This window comes from Shimia haliotis (assembly GCF_900114415.1).
Taxonomy (GTDB): Bacteria; Pseudomonadota; Alphaproteobacteria; order Rhodobacterales; family Rhodobacteraceae; genus Shimia; species Shimia haliotis.
The window spans coordinates 647,746-664,009 of the sequence record NZ_FOSZ01000001.1 but is presented as its reverse complement, the minus strand read 5'-3'; the positions used below and the strand labels follow the sequence as shown (position 1 = coordinate 664,009).

Here is a 16,264-nt window from a genome sequence, read left to right as displayed (position 1 = left end):
TCAGGACATATCCATATCCACGACGCCGCTGAACACGCGGTTTTCCCAAGCGCGCGCCACCAACAGACTGCTCTCCCGCATCCGGTCAAATCGCGGAATCAACGGGTTGTTTGAGGTGTCCTGTCCGCGCACAAGCGCCAGAAAATCGCGCATCATATCCATGAACATATCATTGCGATCAAAAGCATAGGGAACGACCTTAACGTTTTCTTCACACGCGATACGAATTTCCGGTGCCAGAAAATCAAGGTCCACAACCTCGTCGCGACCGCGCAGCCCCGCGCGCCTCAAGGACACCGGACTGACATAATCCATCGCCACCGACCCAACCACACCCGCGGCGCTGCTCAGATGCAATCGCGTGGCAAAATCCACACCGGCAAAATCGCGGTGTCCTACGCAATCCACCGCACCCAGTTCCAGCCCTGGAAACAGCGCCAGCGCCAGATCAACTTCGTGGCTCAGATCCATCAGAACCCCGCCGCCTTCGGGATCAGCGGCATAGCTTCCGGCAAAAGACCAGTTTTCGCGCCATTGCCGCACGTCGTGTCCGATCTCAAATTGAAACCCGTAAACTTGCGACAAATCCCGCGCTGCCAGATCCCGCACTGCAGGGTGATAGCGCATCATGAAACCGACCATTGACCGCTCCGCCACCGGCGCGCCGGCGTCGTGGATCGCTTCGACCTGCGCCACACGCCATGCCAACGGCTTTTCCGCATAAAACGGCCAATCGCGCCGTGCGCAGATGTCAATCAACTCCAACCGGATCGGTGTTGAGGTGGCAATCACCACCGCCTCAACGTCCTTGCGCGCTTCAAACGCTGCTTGGTCAAACCCGCGCCAACCAATCGGCTCCACCGCCTCGCCAAGCGCCTCAAGGTTGCCCGCGTGCCGCTTGCCAATCGATCCGGCGCCGATGACCGCAATCACCATGCCGAGAAACCGCCATCCACGTTGACCATCTGGCCGGTCATATGTCCCGCCTGCGGGCTGGCCAGAAACAGCATCACATCCGCGATTTCATCGGGCTGCGCCATACGGTTTTGCATGATCAACTCACCCACACGTCGCTGGAATTCCTCGCTATGGCCGTTAAACACCGCCCCCGGAGAGATCGTGTTCACCGTCGCGCCCCGCTGCGCCCAATACCCCGCAAGCCAGACCGTCAACCCGTGAATGCCCGCCTTGGACACCCCATAGGCCGAGAAATTCTTGAACGGCATGCCGTCATAAATCGGGTGATGCGCCCCGTTCAGCGCATACATCGACGCCACATTGATCAGGCTGGCCGGATACTTGCCAATGATGTCGCGGTCCATCTGCCGCGCAATCATAAAGGCGCCCGTCAGGTTGGTGCGCATCGTGCGTTCAAAATCATTGACGGTTGTGTCGGCGAAATCCGGAAACGGCTGCCCTGCCCCCATCAACATCTCACCGGTGATGGCCGCGTTGTTCAGCACCACATTGGGTTGCCAGCCGTCCGCCATGACCTTTTGAAAGATGCCGGTCACGGCCTCCTCATCGCCCACGTCCAGATGGTAAAACCCGAAATTCGGGTTGCTGCCATGCGCCTCAACCAACGCATCCGCGCGCGCGCCCTCAAGATCGGTCGCAACAACCTTTGCGCCTTCATTCAGCATACGCCGCACATAGGTACTTCCCAGAACCCCGCCGGAACCCGTGATAAAAATCGTACGCCCGTCCAGTTGATTGCCCATGCTCAGGTGTCCTCTCGTTTCAAAAAGTCGGCCAACAGGAAATCCACCATTGCGAAATCCAGCGGCGAGTCGATGTCGATGCAGCGCTCGGCGGGCATTTCAAAGGGGATTACGCGGCCTTCGTAAATCGTTTCAGCGGTGCGCAGGTAATCGGGTGCCACCACATAGGTGCTCGCGGCGTGTTCATAAACTTTCGGCGCTGCCTGACGCGCCCAAACCCCACCCGGAAGCGGTTTGGACACATGCAACGCGCCGCTTTCATCGGGTTCAACCAGATTGAAATACGGGTTTTTACGCGCCTCACAAACGCTCATCACCATGTCCGGCGCTTCCTGCCCAAACAGTGTCAAAGCGCCGGTGATGTCCTCAGGCAGCCGTAGTGGCGATGTGCAATCAAGATCCAGAAAAGCCGAAACCTCTTGTCCCGCCGCCGTCTGTCCGGCCTCCATTGCATGTTGCCACACCCCCCATTTCGGCGCGGTGTCCGTCGCCAGATGCGCAGGTCGCAGCCCGATATCCAGCGCGCCCTTGGCCACCGCATGCGCGTAAATTTCCTCGTCATCTGTGGACACCACCACGGCATCCACCATCGGATGGTCAAAAAGCTGATCCAAAGACCAGTCAATCAACGGTTTTCCGTTCAGTTCGCGAAAGTTTTTCCGCACCACTCCTTTGGAGCCCTTGCGCGCCCCAATATGTCCAAGGATCATGCCCGATCTCCTTCGCGTGCGTGTGTCCAAGCCGTGAGGCCTGAAATTGACATACGAAGCCACTTCAAGCGTTTCAACCGCTATCCGCGTTCAACCGCTTGCGCCAAACACGTCCGCCCACTACATAAACGCCCACAACAGCCCCAAAAAAGGCCTAGGCCCCATACAATGAGCGATGTTCAAGGAAATATCGGCCACAAGTTGTCCGACTTGGCCATTCGCGCCTTTTTGCGGCTGGCCAAGCTACTGCCCTACGAACGGCGGCTCCGCTTGGGTGGTTGGATGGCAACAAATGTGGTTGCCCCTGTAACCGGCAATCGCCGCCGTATTCGCGAGAACCTCGACTTGGTGATGCCCGAACTGGACATGGCCACTCGTGACGCCATTGTGCGCGAAGTTCCAAATGGCATGGGCCGCACGCTTATGGAGCTTTTCTCGGCGGACGAGTTTCTTCAGCGGGTACCTGATTTTCCGCTCACCGGAGGCGGTGCCGAGGCACTTGCGCAGGCCCATGAGGACGGACGGGCGGTGATGCTTGTCACAGGTCATTTCGGAAATTACGACGCAATGCGCGGCGCTTTGATTTCGCGCGGCTATCGTGTTGGTGGGCTGTTCAAGCGTATGTCCAACCCCTTTTTCCATGAATACTATGTTGCGGCGATGCAGGCCATCGGAGAGCCGCTCTTTGAGCGATCCCGCCGCGGTATGACAGAAATGATCCGCTTTTTGCGGTCTGGCGGCATGGTTGGCATTGTGCTGGATCAGCGCATGAACGACGCGCCTATTGTCGACTTTATGGGCCACCCTGCCCGAACGTCCTACTCTGCCGCGGAACTGGCCTTGAAATACAATGCGTTGGTGGTTCCTGTTTACGGCGTTCGGCAACCTGACGGATCATACGTTCTGGAAACCGAAGCCCCGATTGCCCATTCAACACCCGAAGAGATGACGCAGCAACTTAATGCCAGTCTGGAACGTCAAGTCCGTGCGCATCCCGGGCAATGGATGTGGACACACAATCGCTGGAAAAATGCCGGTAACGAAACTGCGGCAGACCGCGAAATGGCCAAACGTCGGGCCAAACAGTCCCAGAAATAGCCCTATTTCGGGGCCAATTCAGCCATTTACCCTTGGCATCAAACAGTCCTGCCAGTGACCGGCCTGCTCGCGGTCACGCTGCTATTGGAGAGCTGCCTTGAAACACATTCCCGCTTCAGAGCTGGGTCAGTCGTCGCGTTTTTCGCGTCTTTTTGAACTGATCCGTCAGGAAAACCTACGCGCCGACAACGCCGAAGAACCCGTTTTTGATCAACGGGATTTTGTGAATGACTTTTTGCTCAAATCCGCAAGTGCATCCCTGAGAGCCGCATGAGGTTTACCCTCTAAACCCAGACGCAACAACGAATTTTTCAGAACTATCAGAGCGGCTGCTTGGCGGCTTATAGTTCGCAACTTTGGTGAACTTCTGCTTCAGAAGTTTCTGCAACTCGCCTTCGGCACCACCGGCCAGCACCTTAGCCACAAAGGTGCCGCCCTCTTCAAGAACGTCAAATGCGAAATAGGCCGCCGCTTCACAAAGCGACATGATGCGCAGGTGGTCGGTCTGCTTGTGTCCGGACGAAGACGCCGCCATGTCGCTCATCACGACGTCAGCCTTGCCGCCCAGCCACTCTTTGACCTTCTCGTCGGCGCCTTCGTCCATGAAATCCAACTGATGAAGGTCACAGCCCGCCAGCGGTTCCACTTCCTGCAAATCGATCCCCAAAATGGTGCCGACCTTTTTGCCTGATTTCTCGCCAAGCGCGTTCACGCGCGGCACTGCAACCTGCAACCAGCCCCCCGGCGCACAGCCCAAGTCCACAACCCGCGCACCCGGCACAAGGAAGCGGTACTTGTCATCGATCTCCATGATCTTAAAGGCCGCACGTCCGCGATACCCTTCGGCCTTGGCGCGCGTCACATAAGGATCGTTCAGCTGACGCTGCAACCAACGGGTCGAACTCAACCGACGCCCGCGTGCGGTTTTCACCTTCACGGTCAGATCGCGCAGCCCGCGCCCACTTGTGTTTTTGCCACTTGGTTTCTTAGCCATCACTTCACCATCCTGAGCTGCCGGAATTTCCAAAGAAAACGCCGCAACTCTCAAAGTCTTCACCGAAGAATTTGCCCATCTACATCAATATGGCCCGTCTTCCAACACACCATCTGCGCTCATCTGTGCATAAAGCAGCCCCTCGCGCAGCCCACGGTCCGCCACCGACAGCCGCGTCGTCGGCCAACACCGCAACAACGCCTGCAAAATCGCCGAGCCCGACATGATCAACGCATGCCGGTCCTGCCCGATCCGTGGATCGCTCTTGCGCCCCTTTGGGCCCAGTTCAAGATAGCCACGGATCACCTTGTCGATCTGATCCGACGTCATACGCAGCCCGTCAACCTTGGTGCGGTCATAGCGCCGCAACCCCAAATGGCTCGCCGCCACCGTCGTCACGGTGCCCGACGTACCGACAATCTGGAAACCTTCGCTGGGTGGCGCGTTCTTGTATGGCGCAAACTCTTCAAGGTTTTCCTCAAAGAACCAGCTCATCAGCGCAAACCGCGCCGCATCATCTTCGACATCGCGGAACTGATCGCGCAGCGTCGCCACACCCAAAGGCACCGAAATCCAGTCCACCACCTTGGCGCCTGGAAACGGGCTGTCGTCGTTGCGAAACCCGCTGTGCAACCGCATGATCGCCTTCGGCCGGTCGCGCATCGGCACCGATGTCAAATCGATCCACACCAGTTCGGTTGACCCGCCTCCGATATCCACCACCAGCAATTGCTCGGTCTTGGTGCTCACCAACGGCGCACAGGAAATCACCGCCAGACGCGCTTCTTCTTCGGTCGGGATGATCTCCAACGCCAAACCGGTCTCGCGCTTCACCTGCCGGATGAACTCACGACTGTTCTTAGCGCGGCGACACGCTTCGGTGGCGACCAAACGCATCCGTTTGACCTTGTGCCGCTTCAACTTTTGCTGACAAATCCGCAACGCCTGAATTGTGCGTCGCATAGAGCCTCGGGACAGACGTCCCGTGCTTTCCAGGCCAGAGCCCAATTGGACAGACTTGCTAAAGCTGTCCACCACATGGATTTGACTGCCCTTCGGTTGGGCAATCAACATGCGGCAACTGTTCGTGCCCAAATCCAGCGCAGCATAAAGCGTGCTTGGATCAGGCGGTTTCGGCGCGGGGCTCTCAACCGGTTTCGGGAACGCGCCCGCACCTTCGGGACGCTTGGGCGCCATCGTTACGCCCTCCATATCGTGTTGAGTTCAACGTAGTATCTCCTCAGGCCACACGCAATCCCTGCCCGCACCCTGCGCCTCAACTTCTTCATGTGTAACTTTCAAGCGCGGCCATCTGTGCAGGCCGCGCCACCACGGCTACAACCACCAGAGGTCGCGGAAAGCGATCACCTTGTCGAAAACAAGCCAAACCGGACCGCGCGTCTGACTTAGAGATAATTCTACCAATACCGGAGGAATCACATCCATGCCCGACGTCACTATCGTTTATTGGCGCGACATGCCGGCCCAAGTCATCGTGGGCAAGGGTCGTCGCGGAACCAAGAAACCCTTGGCCGAGCGCTTTGAAAAGGCGATCGACCGAGCAGCGATGAAAGTCGGCGCAAAGGATGCGGATGCTTATCTGGCGGAATGGCGCAAAGCCCCTCCGTTTCCGGTTGAGGGCGAGGCGGACGTCATTTGTGAGGAGCAAGTGGCCCGTCTTGAAGCGGAATATGATCAGGACCGCCTGAAGGCACTGATCGCTAATGAAGGCTGGGCATGACACGCCCCTCCATTTGGGAGGCCGCAATGGCTTTGTTGAATTTCAAGCGCAAGAGCGACGAGACCACCACCGTGACGCCACAAATGGAGGCCTTCTTGCAAGGCTATTCCATCGAAGTCATGCCCCGCACGGCCGCCAAGGTTGACGATTTCCGCGCGCTCCTGCCGCAAGGCACCCGCGTCTACATCGCCCACATCGAAGGCACGCCCATCGAGGACATGGTTGCCACAGCCAAGCGGATCAATTCCGAGGGCTATGACGTCATGCCCCACTTCCCCGCGCGCATCATCAAGGATGCGGCGACGCTGGAAAACTGGATCGCCATGTATCAGGGCGAAGCCAATGTCAAACAGGCGCTGATGCTGGCGGGTGGTGTTGCCGAGCCCCACGGCGATTTCGCCGACTCCATGCAGCTTCTGGATACCGGCCTTTTTGACAAGGCGGGCTTTGAGCGCCTGCACGTCGCTGGCCACCCCGAAGGCAACAAAGACATCGACCCCAGCGGCGGCACCGCCAATGTGGACGCTGCGCTTCAGTGGAAACAGGAGTTCTCCCAGCGCACCGACGCCAAAATGGCCCTCGCCACACAGTTCGCCTTTGAGGCCGGCCCGATCATCGAATGGGCCAATGGTGTCAAAGCCGCAGGTGTCGACATCCCGATCCACATCGGCATCGCAGGCCCTGCAAAGCTGCAAACGCTGATTAAATTCGCCATCGCCTGCGGCGTCGGCCCCTCCCTCAAAGTGCTGCAAAAGCGTGCGATGGACGTTTCCAAACTGCTTCTGCCCTATGAGCCGACCGAGGTTCTCACCGAACTTGCGGCGCACAAGGCAGCCAACCCCGATTTCAACATTGAATCGGTGCACTTCTTTCCCCTTGGCGGCATCAAAACCAACGCCAACTGGGCTATTGATAACGGCGGCGCTGCAACCCAGCCCGCAAATGCCAACTAAGGACAGCGCATGACCCGCACCATTATCGAATCCAGCACCAAAACCGCGATCATGGGCTTTGATCAGCCCTTCACGGTGATTGGTGAGCGTATCAACCCGACGGGCCGCAAGATCCTGAACGCCGAACTGGAAGCGGGCGATTTCTCCCGCGTTCAGGCCGACGCCATCGCACAGGTCGCCGCCGGTGCCACCGTTCTCGACATCAACTCCGGCGCCGTCTTCTCCAACAAAATGGCCGAAGACCCGCGCTACGCCGACAACAACTTTGTCGAACCCGATCTGATGCGTCAGCTGGTTGAAAAAGTGCAGGAAGTCACCGACTGTCCGCTCTGCATCGACAGCTCCGTTCCCGGCGCACTTGAGGCAGGCCTTGAAGCCGCCAAAGGCCGCCCGCTGCTGAACTCCGTAACCGGCGAAGAAGAACGCCTTGAGATGGTTCTGCCGCTGGTCAAGAAATACAACGTACCGGTTGTCGCGATCTCCAATGACGACACCGGCATCTCGGAAGACCCCGAGGTCCGCTTTGCTGTGGCCAAGAAAATCGTCGAACGCGCCGCTGATTTTGGCATTCCCGCGCATGACATCGTGGTCGACCCTTTGGTGATGCCAATCGGCGCCATGGGCACCGCCGGCCTTCAGGTTTTTGAACTGAACCGCCGCCTACGCAACGAGCTGGGCGTGAACACTACCTGCGGCGCGTCCAACATCTCCTTTGGCCTGCCCAACCGCCACGGGATCAACAACGCCTTCCTGCCGATGGCGATGGCAACCGGTATGACCTCCGCGATCATGAACCCGATCGCCCTGCCCGTCGGTCCGAAAAAACTGGCCGAGAAAAAGGCCGAGGTTGAGGCCGCCGGTGTGATCATCCCCGCCGATATGGACGACGAAGCCTTCTGCGCGATGTTTGGTCTTGGCTCCACCCAAGCCCGCGCAGGCAAGGAAATGGAGGCCATTCGCGCCGCCAACTTCCTGACCAACAACGACGACGGGGGCGCAGCTTGGATCCGCTTCAACAAACCGCCGTCTGCTGATGGTGAAGGTGGTCGTGGCCGTCGTGGCGGTGGCCGTCGCCGTCGCGCCTGATCGGCTTAAAGACAGACCAAAATCCCGAAGGCACGCTTTGTTTGTTCAGAGCGTGCCTTTTTCGTTCATCAAGTGGCCCGACCGATGCGTTAACCGGTGCGGCATTCAAGAAAACCCGCACCGACGTAATACCGACGTTATACCGACGCGTTGCAGCCGCGTTGTCCAAACACCAATTAAACTTTAGCTCCGCTTCTTAAGAGACCGAAAATCATAAGCTTTTTCGGTTGGATCTTCACCTTCGGCAAACATCGCGTGTTTCTGCACCTTCTGCGTCCCTGTGACTGGCACTTCGGGTACAAACCGCAACCAACCTGGCGCCTTGTAGTAGGTCATGCGCGCGAAACAGTGATCGAACAATTCCTTCGCCGCCGCTTCATCGTCATTGTTGATGCATTGCACGCAGGCCATCACTTCTTCGTCGCGCATCGCGTCTGCCACCGCAATCACCGCCACACGCTCAACGTTGGGGTGTTCCTGCAGACAGGCCTCAATCTCTGCCGCCGCGATGTTTTCCCCTGAGCGACGGATAATATTCTTTTTGCGATCAACGAAGTAGACCATATCGGTCTCGTCCATCATCACCGTGTCTCCGGTATGAAACCAGCCGCCACGCCACGATTTTTCGGTTTCCTCCGGTAGGTTGAGATAGCCCGAAAACGCCCCCTTTCGCGGCGTTTCGGCGCTGTGCCGCACCACCATTTCGCCCGCAGTACCGCGCGGAACCTCGCGGTCGTTCTCATCCACCACCCGCACATCCAGCCCCGGCTGCGGCCGCCCGATGGCCCGCGTATCAATCTGGCGCGGCTCTTCATAGTCGCCAAGCATCCGGCACATCTCGGTCATGCCCCACACTTCAATCAAGGGAAACCCAAACCGCTCTTCAAACGGTCGATGCAACGTCGGCTCCACACCTGCGCCAACCGCGAAGCGAATTTTGTGTTTCTTTTCAAACTCATCTGGTGGTCGATTCATAAGAGCGGGGATCACAATTCCAAGATAGTGTGCCCCTGTCGCGCCGGTTTCAACGATATCCCGCCACCATGCGCTCGCGCTGAACCGCTCCGGCTGAATCATCGCGCTGCCAGTTTCAATCACCGCAAAAAACAGCAGGATCGCTGCGTTCACATGAAACAAAGGCAGTGGGCAATACACCCGCGTTTCCCCAGCCTCAAAATCGATCAACCCGCCTCGATGAGCGTACCACTGACCCATCTGAATCTCGTAGTCATGGCTCAGCATGCACCCCTTCGGCCGTCCCGTGGTTCCCGAGGTATAGATCAAGCTGGATTCGGTTTCGCCAGTGACCTGCCCCTTTTCCGAGGTGCGTTTTGAAGGCGGGAATTCCAGAGTGTTTTCAGAGACTTCCGCATATGCCACATCCAACCCGCTTGCGGTCAAGCCGGCCTGCATCAGCTCTGCCAAGTCTGGTGACGCCACAGCCAGCCCCGCCCCGCTGTCTTGCAAAAGATAGGCGACTTCGGCTGGACGGTAGTCTGGATTGACCGGCACCCAGCTCACGCCAAGCCGCGCAAGGGCGAGCTTCCAAACCATCATTTCCGGCCGATTGCCCAATAAAACTGCGATCCGGTGACCAAAGCCATAGCCCGCCGCCGTCAAAGCATTCGCCAGCGCATCCACCTTCTCTGCTACCTGCGCATAGCTCCAAGCTACCCCGCGAGGATGATACGCACGCTTCAAATCCTGTGGCACCACCATGAAATCCTGTTCAGCAAACTCCCGACTTCGCGCAACAAACAAAGCATCGATGGTGTCCATAACACTTTCATCCCTCTTAATTTCGCGTAACACTATCCTTGCACATGAGTGTCGGAAAGCGCTCGATCACCCGTAAGAATACGTAGCAGGTCCTATATGGTCATTTCGGCATCACTTCTATTTGTTATTCTTTTAGAAGCACTTGCTTTGTTTTTTGCGTTCCGTGCTCTAACACATTCCAGAACGCCACAAGGGGCTGTGGCTTGGGTGGTGTTTCTGATTTCCGCGCCATACATCGCAGTCGTCAGCTATCTTTTTCTGGGCCACTCCAAAGTCCGCGGTTACATGACCGCGCGCCGCGACAGTATTGAGCATGTATCTGCCATTCAAGCAGCCCGACTTTCCCTTCCGCCAAAACCGGAAGCCCAGATTGCCGAAGCAAAACTCTTGGAAACCATTGCCGCTAGTCCACTGTTATCAGGTAATAAATTCGAGCTTTTGGTCGATGGTGAAGAAACCTTTGACGCCATCCATTCCGCAATTGATCAGGCAGAATCCTATATTCTGGTTCAGTTCTACATTGTCCGCGACGATCCCACCGGAAATGCACTGGCCGATCGCCTGATCGCAGCGGCGCAACGCGGCGTTTCGGTGCGATTTCTCTATGATTCCGTCGGCTGCAACCGCCTGACCCGATCCTATATTGCCCGATTGACCGAAGCCGGCGTTCGGATGCTTGACACCAACGCTTTGCGCGGCCCCACAAAGCGGTTTCAACTCAACTTTCGAAATCACCGTAAAACATTGGTCGTAGACGGGAAAATCGGGTTCACGGGCGGCTTGAATGTCGGGGAAGAATACATGGGCCGTGATCCGGAATTCGGGCATTGGCGTGACACCCACTGCCAGTTTCGGGGCCCCATGGTACAACAGCTTCAGATCATCTTTGCGGAAGATTGGCATTGGGCGACACAGGAAAGCCTGCTGGATAATCTTAACTGGAGCATTGATAGCCAGCCCGAAGATCAAGACGGCCTGATCCTTGCCGGTGGCCCCGCCGATCCAATGGACACAGGCAATCTTTACTTCAACGCATGTATTTCAGCAGCGAAAAATCGCATCTGGATCGCCTCCCCTTATTTTGTTCCGGATCCGGACATTATTACAGCTCTGCAAATCGCGGCGCTCAAAGGCATTGATGTCCGTGTGTTGGTGCCGGCCAAAGCGGATCATTGGGTCACGTGGTTGGCGGCATTTGCCTATTTCGATGAGCTGCGCGACGCAGGAATTCAATTTTTGCAATATAATGAAGGCTTTATGCACCAAAAATGCGTGCTGGTGGATGACACCATCGCATCGGTGGGCACTTTCAATCTCGACAGCCGCTCGTGCCGCTTAAACTTTGAAGAGACAGCCATTCTGATAGATCAGCGCGCCGCAAAAGATTTGGAAATCATGTTTCAGGATGACTTCATGCGCGCGTCTCCATTGACTACGCCTCTGCACCATCAGCCGCTCTGGGTGCGTGTCTTCGCGCCTGTCGCCCGCCTTTTTGCGCCGCTGCTCTAAATCGAGCTTAGCGATCGCGCTGTATCAATCGGCCGTTGAATTCAGCCCCTAATACAAAAATCGCACTCATCACATATAGGTAAACCAAGACGGTGATGACCCCCGCGAGGCCGGCATACGTGACCGAATAGGTTGAGAAGTTTGAGATGTAAAAGCCAAAGGCGTTTGAGGCGACAATCCATAACGCGACCGTCAACAACACCCCCGGAAACACATCGCGAAAACGGTGCTTGGTTCCGGGAAGCCAGCGGTGACAGGCATATAGAAAGAAAACGGTCAGCATCACGGTCAACAGGCTGCGGAATTGATCGTTGCTAAAGATCGATTCCGAAAGCCAAGGCACAACGTCATCAAAATAGTGAATGGCCAAAGGGATCGCGACGCTCAGGATCCCGGCGGCGAGGATCATAAGCGTACCCGCCACAACAAAAACAAACGCAAGCATGCGGGTCCGCCAGAACGGTCTGGGATCTTCGTCGCGATAGGCCTCCGTCACCACCACACGGATGGCGTCGACACCGTTGGTCGCAAACACAATCGACAAAACCGCACCGAATGTCAGCGAGCCCGCCCCGGATTGCAAAACCGCACGCAGTTCATTTTCTATGGGTTCCACAATTTCCGGCGGCCAATAACCCAGAATGAAATTGACCACGAGATCAATGTCCCCTTCCCCGCTGAACACCGCAGCCAGGGACAGGGCGAAAATTGCGAAAGGAAACAGGGCTAGCATAAATGAAAGGGCAAGATGAGATGCGCGCACCATACCGCCCTTGCGTTGAAATTCGCCAAGCGTTTCAAATAGAATCTTTTTAATTTCGGCCATGTAGAACGTCATATCCTGCTGGCACGAGCCCGTCAGCCCTGTTTCACGCTTCCGCAAATCAAAACTGACCAAAGAAATCAGCGGCGATGGTCACGATTTTTCGATAATTTTGGCGAAACTGAACAGAGAATTCTGATTTTTCATCGTTTTCACCGGCGATTTTTTGCCCAATTTTGAATGGCCAAGCAGGCTCTTGCCCAATGGCAGGAATTCCAAAGAAACGGCAGAAAAGGCATGTTTCATCCTCGGGAAAACTCACTAAATCAAGGTCAAGCAAGGACGACACGATGTCCATTGCCGCATATGATCAGGATCGTCCATCCCTCCTCCCTCCCTCCCTCCTGGGCGATCCTGATCACCGCACCCGAAGCCTTGGCGGGATAGCGGATTCAGGCGCACGCCTGACACTCACGGAAATCGAGGCCGGCGCCGACCATTACGGTCGGCGTTTTCGTTTCAAGATTCGGGCAACAGCCCGCATTCAGAGAGCCAAGGTTGCCCCGATGACCACGACATCCCTTTCGCCCGCTGAACCATCTCTGATCCTGGCGGAAACCCGTCACGCGGTTCTCAGTCAGCCGCCAGCCGGACATGCCGCACCGGGTGTTCCTGTGGTTATTGTCATGCCGCTCACCGAATCCCGCATCTGTCGTGCTTTTGCTGATGAACACCGGCTTCACGCGACCTTGGCCGCGGCGGCACATCCGATCGCCTGCATCTCTTGGCGTCAACTCTGGACGCCGGAGGGCAAGGAACGGTTTGCGCCGCGTGTGAATGCCATCAGCCGTATCATTGAGGAAATGGGCAGCCGTGCCGCTTCGTTTCATCTGGCAGCGATAGGCAACGGCGCGTTGGTCGCTCTGAAGTGGCTCAGCGCTCAGGCCAACGCAAGCGCTGCCTTCAAGCCGGATATTCAAAGCCTAACATTGATTTCACCAGCGTTGGAGATTTTCGGCCGCCAGCCCCGCACCACACTGCGCGACGCACCCAAAAATTGCTGCGTGATCGCAGATGCAGCTTCAAACTGGCACTCGGCTCGGACGCTATCCCATCGCCTTCCCAATCCGCCAATGTTTGCACTTGCGGACTCGACCACACGGTTTCAACTCAGCGAGCAAGATCGCGACGCTAGCGCCGACATATTGACGGATTCGGTGACATTTGAAGGTGACTGGCGTCTGAGTTGGGCGGATTGGTTGCACCGCGTTCATCGCGCTCAAATGGCATAGGCAACCTCACCGGCCGCAAAAGGCTAGCGGTCGTTCGATTAGGACAAATTCCGCGCCGGAAGTATCTGGAAGCCTCTTCCTCCGGCGCGCACTGTCTTTAGAAAAACGCCTGAAGGCCGGTTTGCGCCCGCCCAAGGATAAGCGCGTGCACGTCGTGGGTGCCTTCATAGGTGTTCACCGTTTCAAGGTTCACCATGTGGCGAATGACGCCGAACTCCAACGAAATGCCATTGCCACCGTGCATGTCCCGCGCATGGCGGGCAATCTCAAGCGCTTTGCCGCAGTTGTTGCGTTTGATGATCGACACCATCTCAGGAGCGGCCTTAGCCTCATCCATCAAACGTCCGACCCGCAATGCCGATTGAAGGCCCAACGAAATCTCCGTCTGCATGTTCGCCAACTTCAGCTGGAACAACTGCATTTGCGCCAGTGGCTTGCCGAATTGTTTGCGATCAAGACCGTACTGCCGCGCCGCGTGCCAGCAGTACTCTGCTGCCCCCATTGCACCCCAAGCAATGCCGTAACGCGCCCGATTCAAGCAACCGAATGGCCCCTTAAGCCCCTCGACATTGGGCAAGAGCGCCTCTTCTGACACCTCAACGTTGTCCATCACAATTTCACCGGTGATCGATGCGCGCAGCGATGCCTTGTGCATGATCTTGGGGGCAGAAAGCCCTTTGGTGCCCTTTTCCAAGACAAAACCACGGATTTTGCCCCCGTGCGCGTCGGATTTGGCCCAGACAACAAAAACATCCGCAATTGGCGCATTTGAAATCCACATTTTCGCGCCGTTCAGAACATACCCGCCGTCAACCTTTTTGGCCGTCGTCTTCATGCTGCCCGGATCAGATCCTGCATCCGGCTCCGTCAGTCCAAAACAGCCGATCCATTCGCCAGAAGCCAGCTTGGGCAGATACTTATTGCGCTGCTCTTCTGAACCGTAGGCATAGATCGGATACATCACCAAGGAACTCTGCACCGACATCATCGACCGATAGCCGCTGTCCACACGCTCCACTTCGCGCGCAACCAAACCATAGGTCACATATCCTGCGCCAATCCCGCCGTATTCCTCAGGGATTGTCGTTCCCAAAAGGCCCATCTCGCCCATCTCCGCAAAAATTGCCGGATCGGTTTCTTCGTTTTCAAAAGCGGTGGTCACACGCGGCGCCAGCTTTTCATCGCAGTAGGCCTTGGCAGCGTCGCGCACCATACGCTCGTCTTCCGCCAACTGATCTTCAATCAGGAACGGGTCTTCCCAATTGAAACTGCCCAGATCGGGTTTGGATTGCGGTGCCAGATCCTTGGCCATGGTGTCCTCCTCGGCGCCCCAAGGCGCGATATGATCATATTGTCTGATGTCTTCCCCCGCTGCTGCCTCAAGGTCAAGCCTTTCGCGCCCCAAGATCGCCGCGTCAAATTGCACATCTTGCCAAGCCTGCCAAACCTGCCTACCACTTGTCGCCATGCCATTCACAGACGGGACGCGCAGAATATGACACCACTCAAAGGTCTAAAAGTCGTTGAACTTGCACGTATTTTGGCCGGCCCTTGGGTAGGTCAGTCGCTCGCCGATCTGGGGGCTGAGGTGATCAAGGTGGAGGCCATCGAAGGCGATGACACCCGACGCTGGGGCCCTCCGTTTATTGAACGCGATGACGACAATACGGCGGCGTATTTCTATTCCGCCAACCGAGGCAAAACCTCTGTAGCCGCGGATTTCCGTACCCCCGAAGGGCAAGACACGGTCAAGAGGCTGATCGCAGAAGCAGATATCCTGATTGAGAATTTCAAGGTTGGCGGTCTGGCGAAATACGGGTTGGACTACGCAAGTCTTTCTGACCTCAATCCTCGCTTGATCTATTGTTCGATCACCGGATTTGGACAGGACGGGCCATATGCCAGCCGCGCGGGATATGACTTTATGATTCAAGGCATGTCGGGGTTGATGTCTATCACCGGCGAGCCCGACCAGCAGCCTCAAAAAGTCGGAGTTGCAGTGACGGATGTTGTCACGGGGCTCTACAGCACGATTGGTATCCTCGCGGCGGTGGAACAACGCCACACCACCGGAAAAGGCCAACACATCGATATGTCCTTGCTTGATTGCGCGACGGCCCTACTTGCCAATCAGGCAATGAATTATCTCGCGACCGGACAAAGCCCCGCGCGTAAAGGCAATGCCCACCCCAATATCGCGCCCTATCAAGTGGTGCCGACCAAGGACGGTCACATCATTCTGGCGGTGGGCAACGATGGGCAGTTTCAACGCGCCTGTGACGTTCTTGGACTCACCGCACTTGGCACGCATCCCAACTATGCCACCAATCAGGCGCGCGTCGCCAACCGCGACGCGCTGACCGAGCGGATCGAAGAAGCCACACAGCAATGGGTTTCGGTTGAGTTGCTGGATGCGCTCGAGCGGGCCACAGTGCCAGCAGGACCAATCAATTCGGTCGAAGACGCGTTGAACAATCCGCAGATACAGGCACGCGGCATGGTCTATGAGGCCGAAGGCGTCAAAGGTGTGCGTGGTCCGTGGACCTTTTCGGACGCAGAGCTGGCACTGGAAAAAGCCGCGCCCAAATTGCCAAAATAACAAAAGGTGCGCATTAATA

17 protein-coding genes are annotated in these 16,264 nt (G+C 56.8%); 8 read left to right on the top strand and 9 right to left on the bottom strand.

What is annotated here, in order from left to right; all coding sequences use genetic code 11:
• The 3 genes from BM069_RS03275 to BM069_RS03265 are packed head-to-tail and all read right to left on the bottom strand — an operon-like array spanning nt 1 to nt 2,431.
• Entirely contained in the window at nt 1-936 is a 936-nt protein-coding gene (locus BM069_RS03275; RefSeq protein ID WP_093320172.1) for a Gfo/Idh/MocA family protein, read from the bottom strand.
• Complete coding sequence (locus BM069_RS03270) at nt 930-1,721, bottom strand: SDR family NAD(P)-dependent oxidoreductase (protein WP_093320169.1); 792 nt, start codon at nt 1,719-1,721, stop codon at nt 930-932. Before BM069_RS03270 ends, BM069_RS03275 begins: the two co-directional genes overlap by 7 nt.
• A 2-nt stretch (nt 1,722-1,723) precedes the next feature.
• Nucleotides 1,724-2,431 carry an acylneuraminate cytidylyltransferase family protein gene (locus tag BM069_RS03265; protein WP_093320167.1) on the bottom strand — a complete coding sequence of 236 codons (708 nt, stop codon included), beginning with the start codon at nt 2,429-2,431 and terminating at the stop codon, nt 1,724-1,726.
• A gap of 168 nt (nt 2,432-2,599) precedes the next feature.
• On the opposite strand from BM069_RS03265, the gene BM069_RS03260 reads away from it, so the two are divergent.
• Nucleotides 2,600-3,529: a lysophospholipid acyltransferase family protein gene (locus BM069_RS03260; protein WP_093320164.1), complete on the top strand. Its 930-nt coding sequence runs from the start codon at nt 2,600-2,602 to the stop codon at nt 3,527-3,529.
• Nucleotides 3,530-3,626: 97 nt separating this feature from the next.
• Nucleotides 3,627-3,803, top strand: coding sequence for a hypothetical protein (locus tag BM069_RS19740; protein WP_170846662.1), 177 nt, complete (start codon nt 3,627-3,629; stop codon nt 3,801-3,803).
• Between the two features lie 3 nt (nt 3,804-3,806).
• Here BM069_RS19740 and BM069_RS03255 read toward each other — a convergent pair whose 3' ends face one another.
• Both BM069_RS03255 and BM069_RS03250 read right to left on the bottom strand, forming a co-directional pair.
• Nucleotides 3,807-4,523, bottom strand: coding sequence for an RlmE family RNA methyltransferase (locus BM069_RS03255; RefSeq protein ID WP_093321292.1), 717 nt, complete (start codon nt 4,521-4,523; stop codon nt 3,807-3,809).
• An 84-nt stretch (nt 4,524-4,607) separates the two neighbouring features.
• A complete protein-coding gene (locus BM069_RS03250; protein WP_093321289.1) occupies nt 4,608-5,720 on the bottom strand; it encodes a Ppx/GppA phosphatase family protein in 1,113 nt (370 codons plus the stop codon).
• A 247-nt stretch (nt 5,721-5,967) separates the two neighbouring features.
• Between BM069_RS03250 and BM069_RS03245 the strand changes: the two genes are divergently transcribed.
• From BM069_RS03245 to BM069_RS03235, 3 genes are read left to right on the top strand one after another with little or no spacing between them, the layout of a single operon-like run.
• Nucleotides 5,968-6,264, top strand: coding sequence for a virulence factor (locus BM069_RS03245; RefSeq protein ID WP_093320162.1), 297 nt, complete (start codon nt 5,968-5,970; stop codon nt 6,262-6,264).
• Nucleotides 6,265-6,290: 26 nt separating this feature from the next.
• Complete coding sequence (locus BM069_RS03240) at nt 6,291-7,217, top strand: methylenetetrahydrofolate reductase (protein ID WP_093321286.1); 927 nt, start codon at nt 6,291-6,293, stop codon at nt 7,215-7,217.
• 9 nt (nt 7,218-7,226) lie between these two features.
• Nucleotides 7,227-8,303: a methyltetrahydrofolate cobalamin methyltransferase gene (locus BM069_RS03235; RefSeq protein ID WP_093320160.1), complete on the top strand. Its 1,077-nt coding sequence runs from the start codon at nt 7,227-7,229 to the stop codon at nt 8,301-8,303.
• A 183-nt stretch (nt 8,304-8,486) separates the two neighbouring features.
• On the opposite strand, the gene BM069_RS03230 is transcribed toward BM069_RS03235, so the two are convergent.
• Nucleotides 8,487-10,082, bottom strand: coding sequence for an AMP-binding protein (locus tag BM069_RS03230; RefSeq protein ID WP_093320157.1), 1,596 nt, complete (start codon nt 10,080-10,082; stop codon nt 8,487-8,489).
• A gap of 96 nt (nt 10,083-10,178) precedes the next feature.
• Here BM069_RS03230 and cls point away from each other — a divergent pair, with 96 nt between their 5' ends.
• Complete coding sequence (cls, locus tag BM069_RS03225; protein WP_093320154.1) at nt 10,179-11,591, top strand: cardiolipin synthase; 1,413 nt, start codon at nt 10,179-10,181, stop codon at nt 11,589-11,591.
• 7 nt (nt 11,592-11,598) lie between these two features.
• Here the strand turns inward: cls and BM069_RS03220 are convergent, their stop codons facing one another.
• Both BM069_RS03220 and BM069_RS03215 read right to left on the bottom strand, forming a co-directional pair.
• The gene (locus tag BM069_RS03220; protein WP_170846661.1) at nt 11,599-12,417 is read right to left on the bottom strand and encodes a YihY/virulence factor BrkB family protein; all 819 of its coding nucleotides are present in this window, start codon (nt 12,415-12,417) and stop codon (nt 11,599-11,601) included.
• Between the two features lie 58 nt (nt 12,418-12,475).
• Nucleotides 12,476-12,694 (bottom strand): hypothetical protein, encoded by a 219-nt coding sequence (locus BM069_RS03215; RefSeq protein ID WP_139216123.1) that lies wholly within the window; start codon nt 12,692-12,694, stop codon nt 12,476-12,478.
• A gap of 226 nt (nt 12,695-12,920) precedes the next feature.
• Here BM069_RS03215 and BM069_RS03210 point away from each other — a divergent pair, with 226 nt between their 5' ends.
• Entirely contained in the window at nt 12,921-13,646 is a 726-nt protein-coding gene (locus tag BM069_RS03210) for a hypothetical protein (protein ID WP_139216122.1), read from the top strand.
• Nucleotides 13,647-13,743: 97 nt separating this feature from the next.
• Here BM069_RS03210 and BM069_RS03205 read toward each other — a convergent pair whose 3' ends face one another.
• Nucleotides 13,744-14,958 (bottom strand): acyl-CoA dehydrogenase, encoded by a 1,215-nt coding sequence (locus BM069_RS03205; protein WP_093321284.1) that lies wholly within the window; start codon nt 14,956-14,958, stop codon nt 13,744-13,746.
• Between the two features lie 183 nt (nt 14,959-15,141).
• Here BM069_RS03205 and BM069_RS03200 point away from each other — a divergent pair, with 183 nt between their 5' ends.
• The gene (locus BM069_RS03200) at nt 15,142-16,245 is read left to right on the top strand and encodes a CaiB/BaiF CoA transferase family protein (RefSeq protein ID WP_093320142.1); all 1,104 of its coding nucleotides are present in this window, start codon (nt 15,142-15,144) and stop codon (nt 16,243-16,245) included.
• Nucleotides 16,246-16,264 lie beyond the last annotated feature (19 nt).

Excerpts from the sequence above, each read along its gene's own strand:
- BM069_RS03275 (WP_093320172.1), bottom strand. The coding sequence starts at position 936 with ATGGTGATTGCGGTCATCGGCGCCGGATCGATTGGCAAGCGGCACGCG.
- BM069_RS03270 (WP_093320169.1), bottom strand. The coding sequence starts at position 1,721 with ATGGGCAATCAACTGGACGGGCGTACGATTTTTATCACGGGTTCCGGC.
- BM069_RS03265 (WP_093320167.1), bottom strand. The coding sequence starts at position 2,431 with ATGATCCTTGGACATATTGGGGCGCGCAAGGGCTCCAAAGGAGTGGTG.
- BM069_RS03260 (WP_093320164.1), top strand. The coding sequence starts at position 2,600 with ATGAGCGATGTTCAAGGAAATATCGGCCACAAGTTGTCCGACTTGGCC.
- BM069_RS03255 (WP_093321292.1), bottom strand. The coding sequence starts at position 4,523 with ATGGCTAAGAAACCAAGTGGCAAAAACACAAGTGGGCGCGGGCTGCGC.
- BM069_RS03250 (WP_093321289.1), bottom strand. The coding sequence starts at position 5,720 with ATGGCGCCCAAGCGTCCCGAAGGTGCGGGCGCGTTCCCGAAACCGGTT.
- BM069_RS03245 (WP_093320162.1), top strand. The coding sequence starts at position 5,968 with ATGCCCGACGTCACTATCGTTTATTGGCGCGACATGCCGGCCCAAGTC.
- BM069_RS03240 (WP_093321286.1), top strand. The coding sequence starts at position 6,291 with ATGGCTTTGTTGAATTTCAAGCGCAAGAGCGACGAGACCACCACCGTG.
- BM069_RS03235 (WP_093320160.1), top strand. The coding sequence starts at position 7,227 with ATGACCCGCACCATTATCGAATCCAGCACCAAAACCGCGATCATGGGC.
- BM069_RS03230 (WP_093320157.1), bottom strand. The coding sequence starts at position 10,082 with ATGGACACCATCGATGCTTTGTTTGTTGCGCGAAGTCGGGAGTTTGCT.
- cls (WP_093320154.1), top strand. The coding sequence starts at position 10,179 with ATGGTCATTTCGGCATCACTTCTATTTGTTATTCTTTTAGAAGCACTT.
- BM069_RS03220 (WP_170846661.1), bottom strand. The coding sequence starts at position 12,417 with ATGGCCGAAATTAAAAAGATTCTATTTGAAACGCTTGGCGAATTTCAA.
- BM069_RS03210 (WP_139216122.1), top strand. The coding sequence starts at position 12,921 with ATGACCACGACATCCCTTTCGCCCGCTGAACCATCTCTGATCCTGGCG.
- BM069_RS03205 (WP_093321284.1), bottom strand. The coding sequence starts at position 14,958 with ATGGCCAAGGATCTGGCACCGCAATCCAAACCCGATCTGGGCAGTTTC.
- BM069_RS03200 (WP_093320142.1), top strand. The coding sequence starts at position 15,142 with ATGACACCACTCAAAGGTCTAAAAGTCGTTGAACTTGCACGTATTTTG.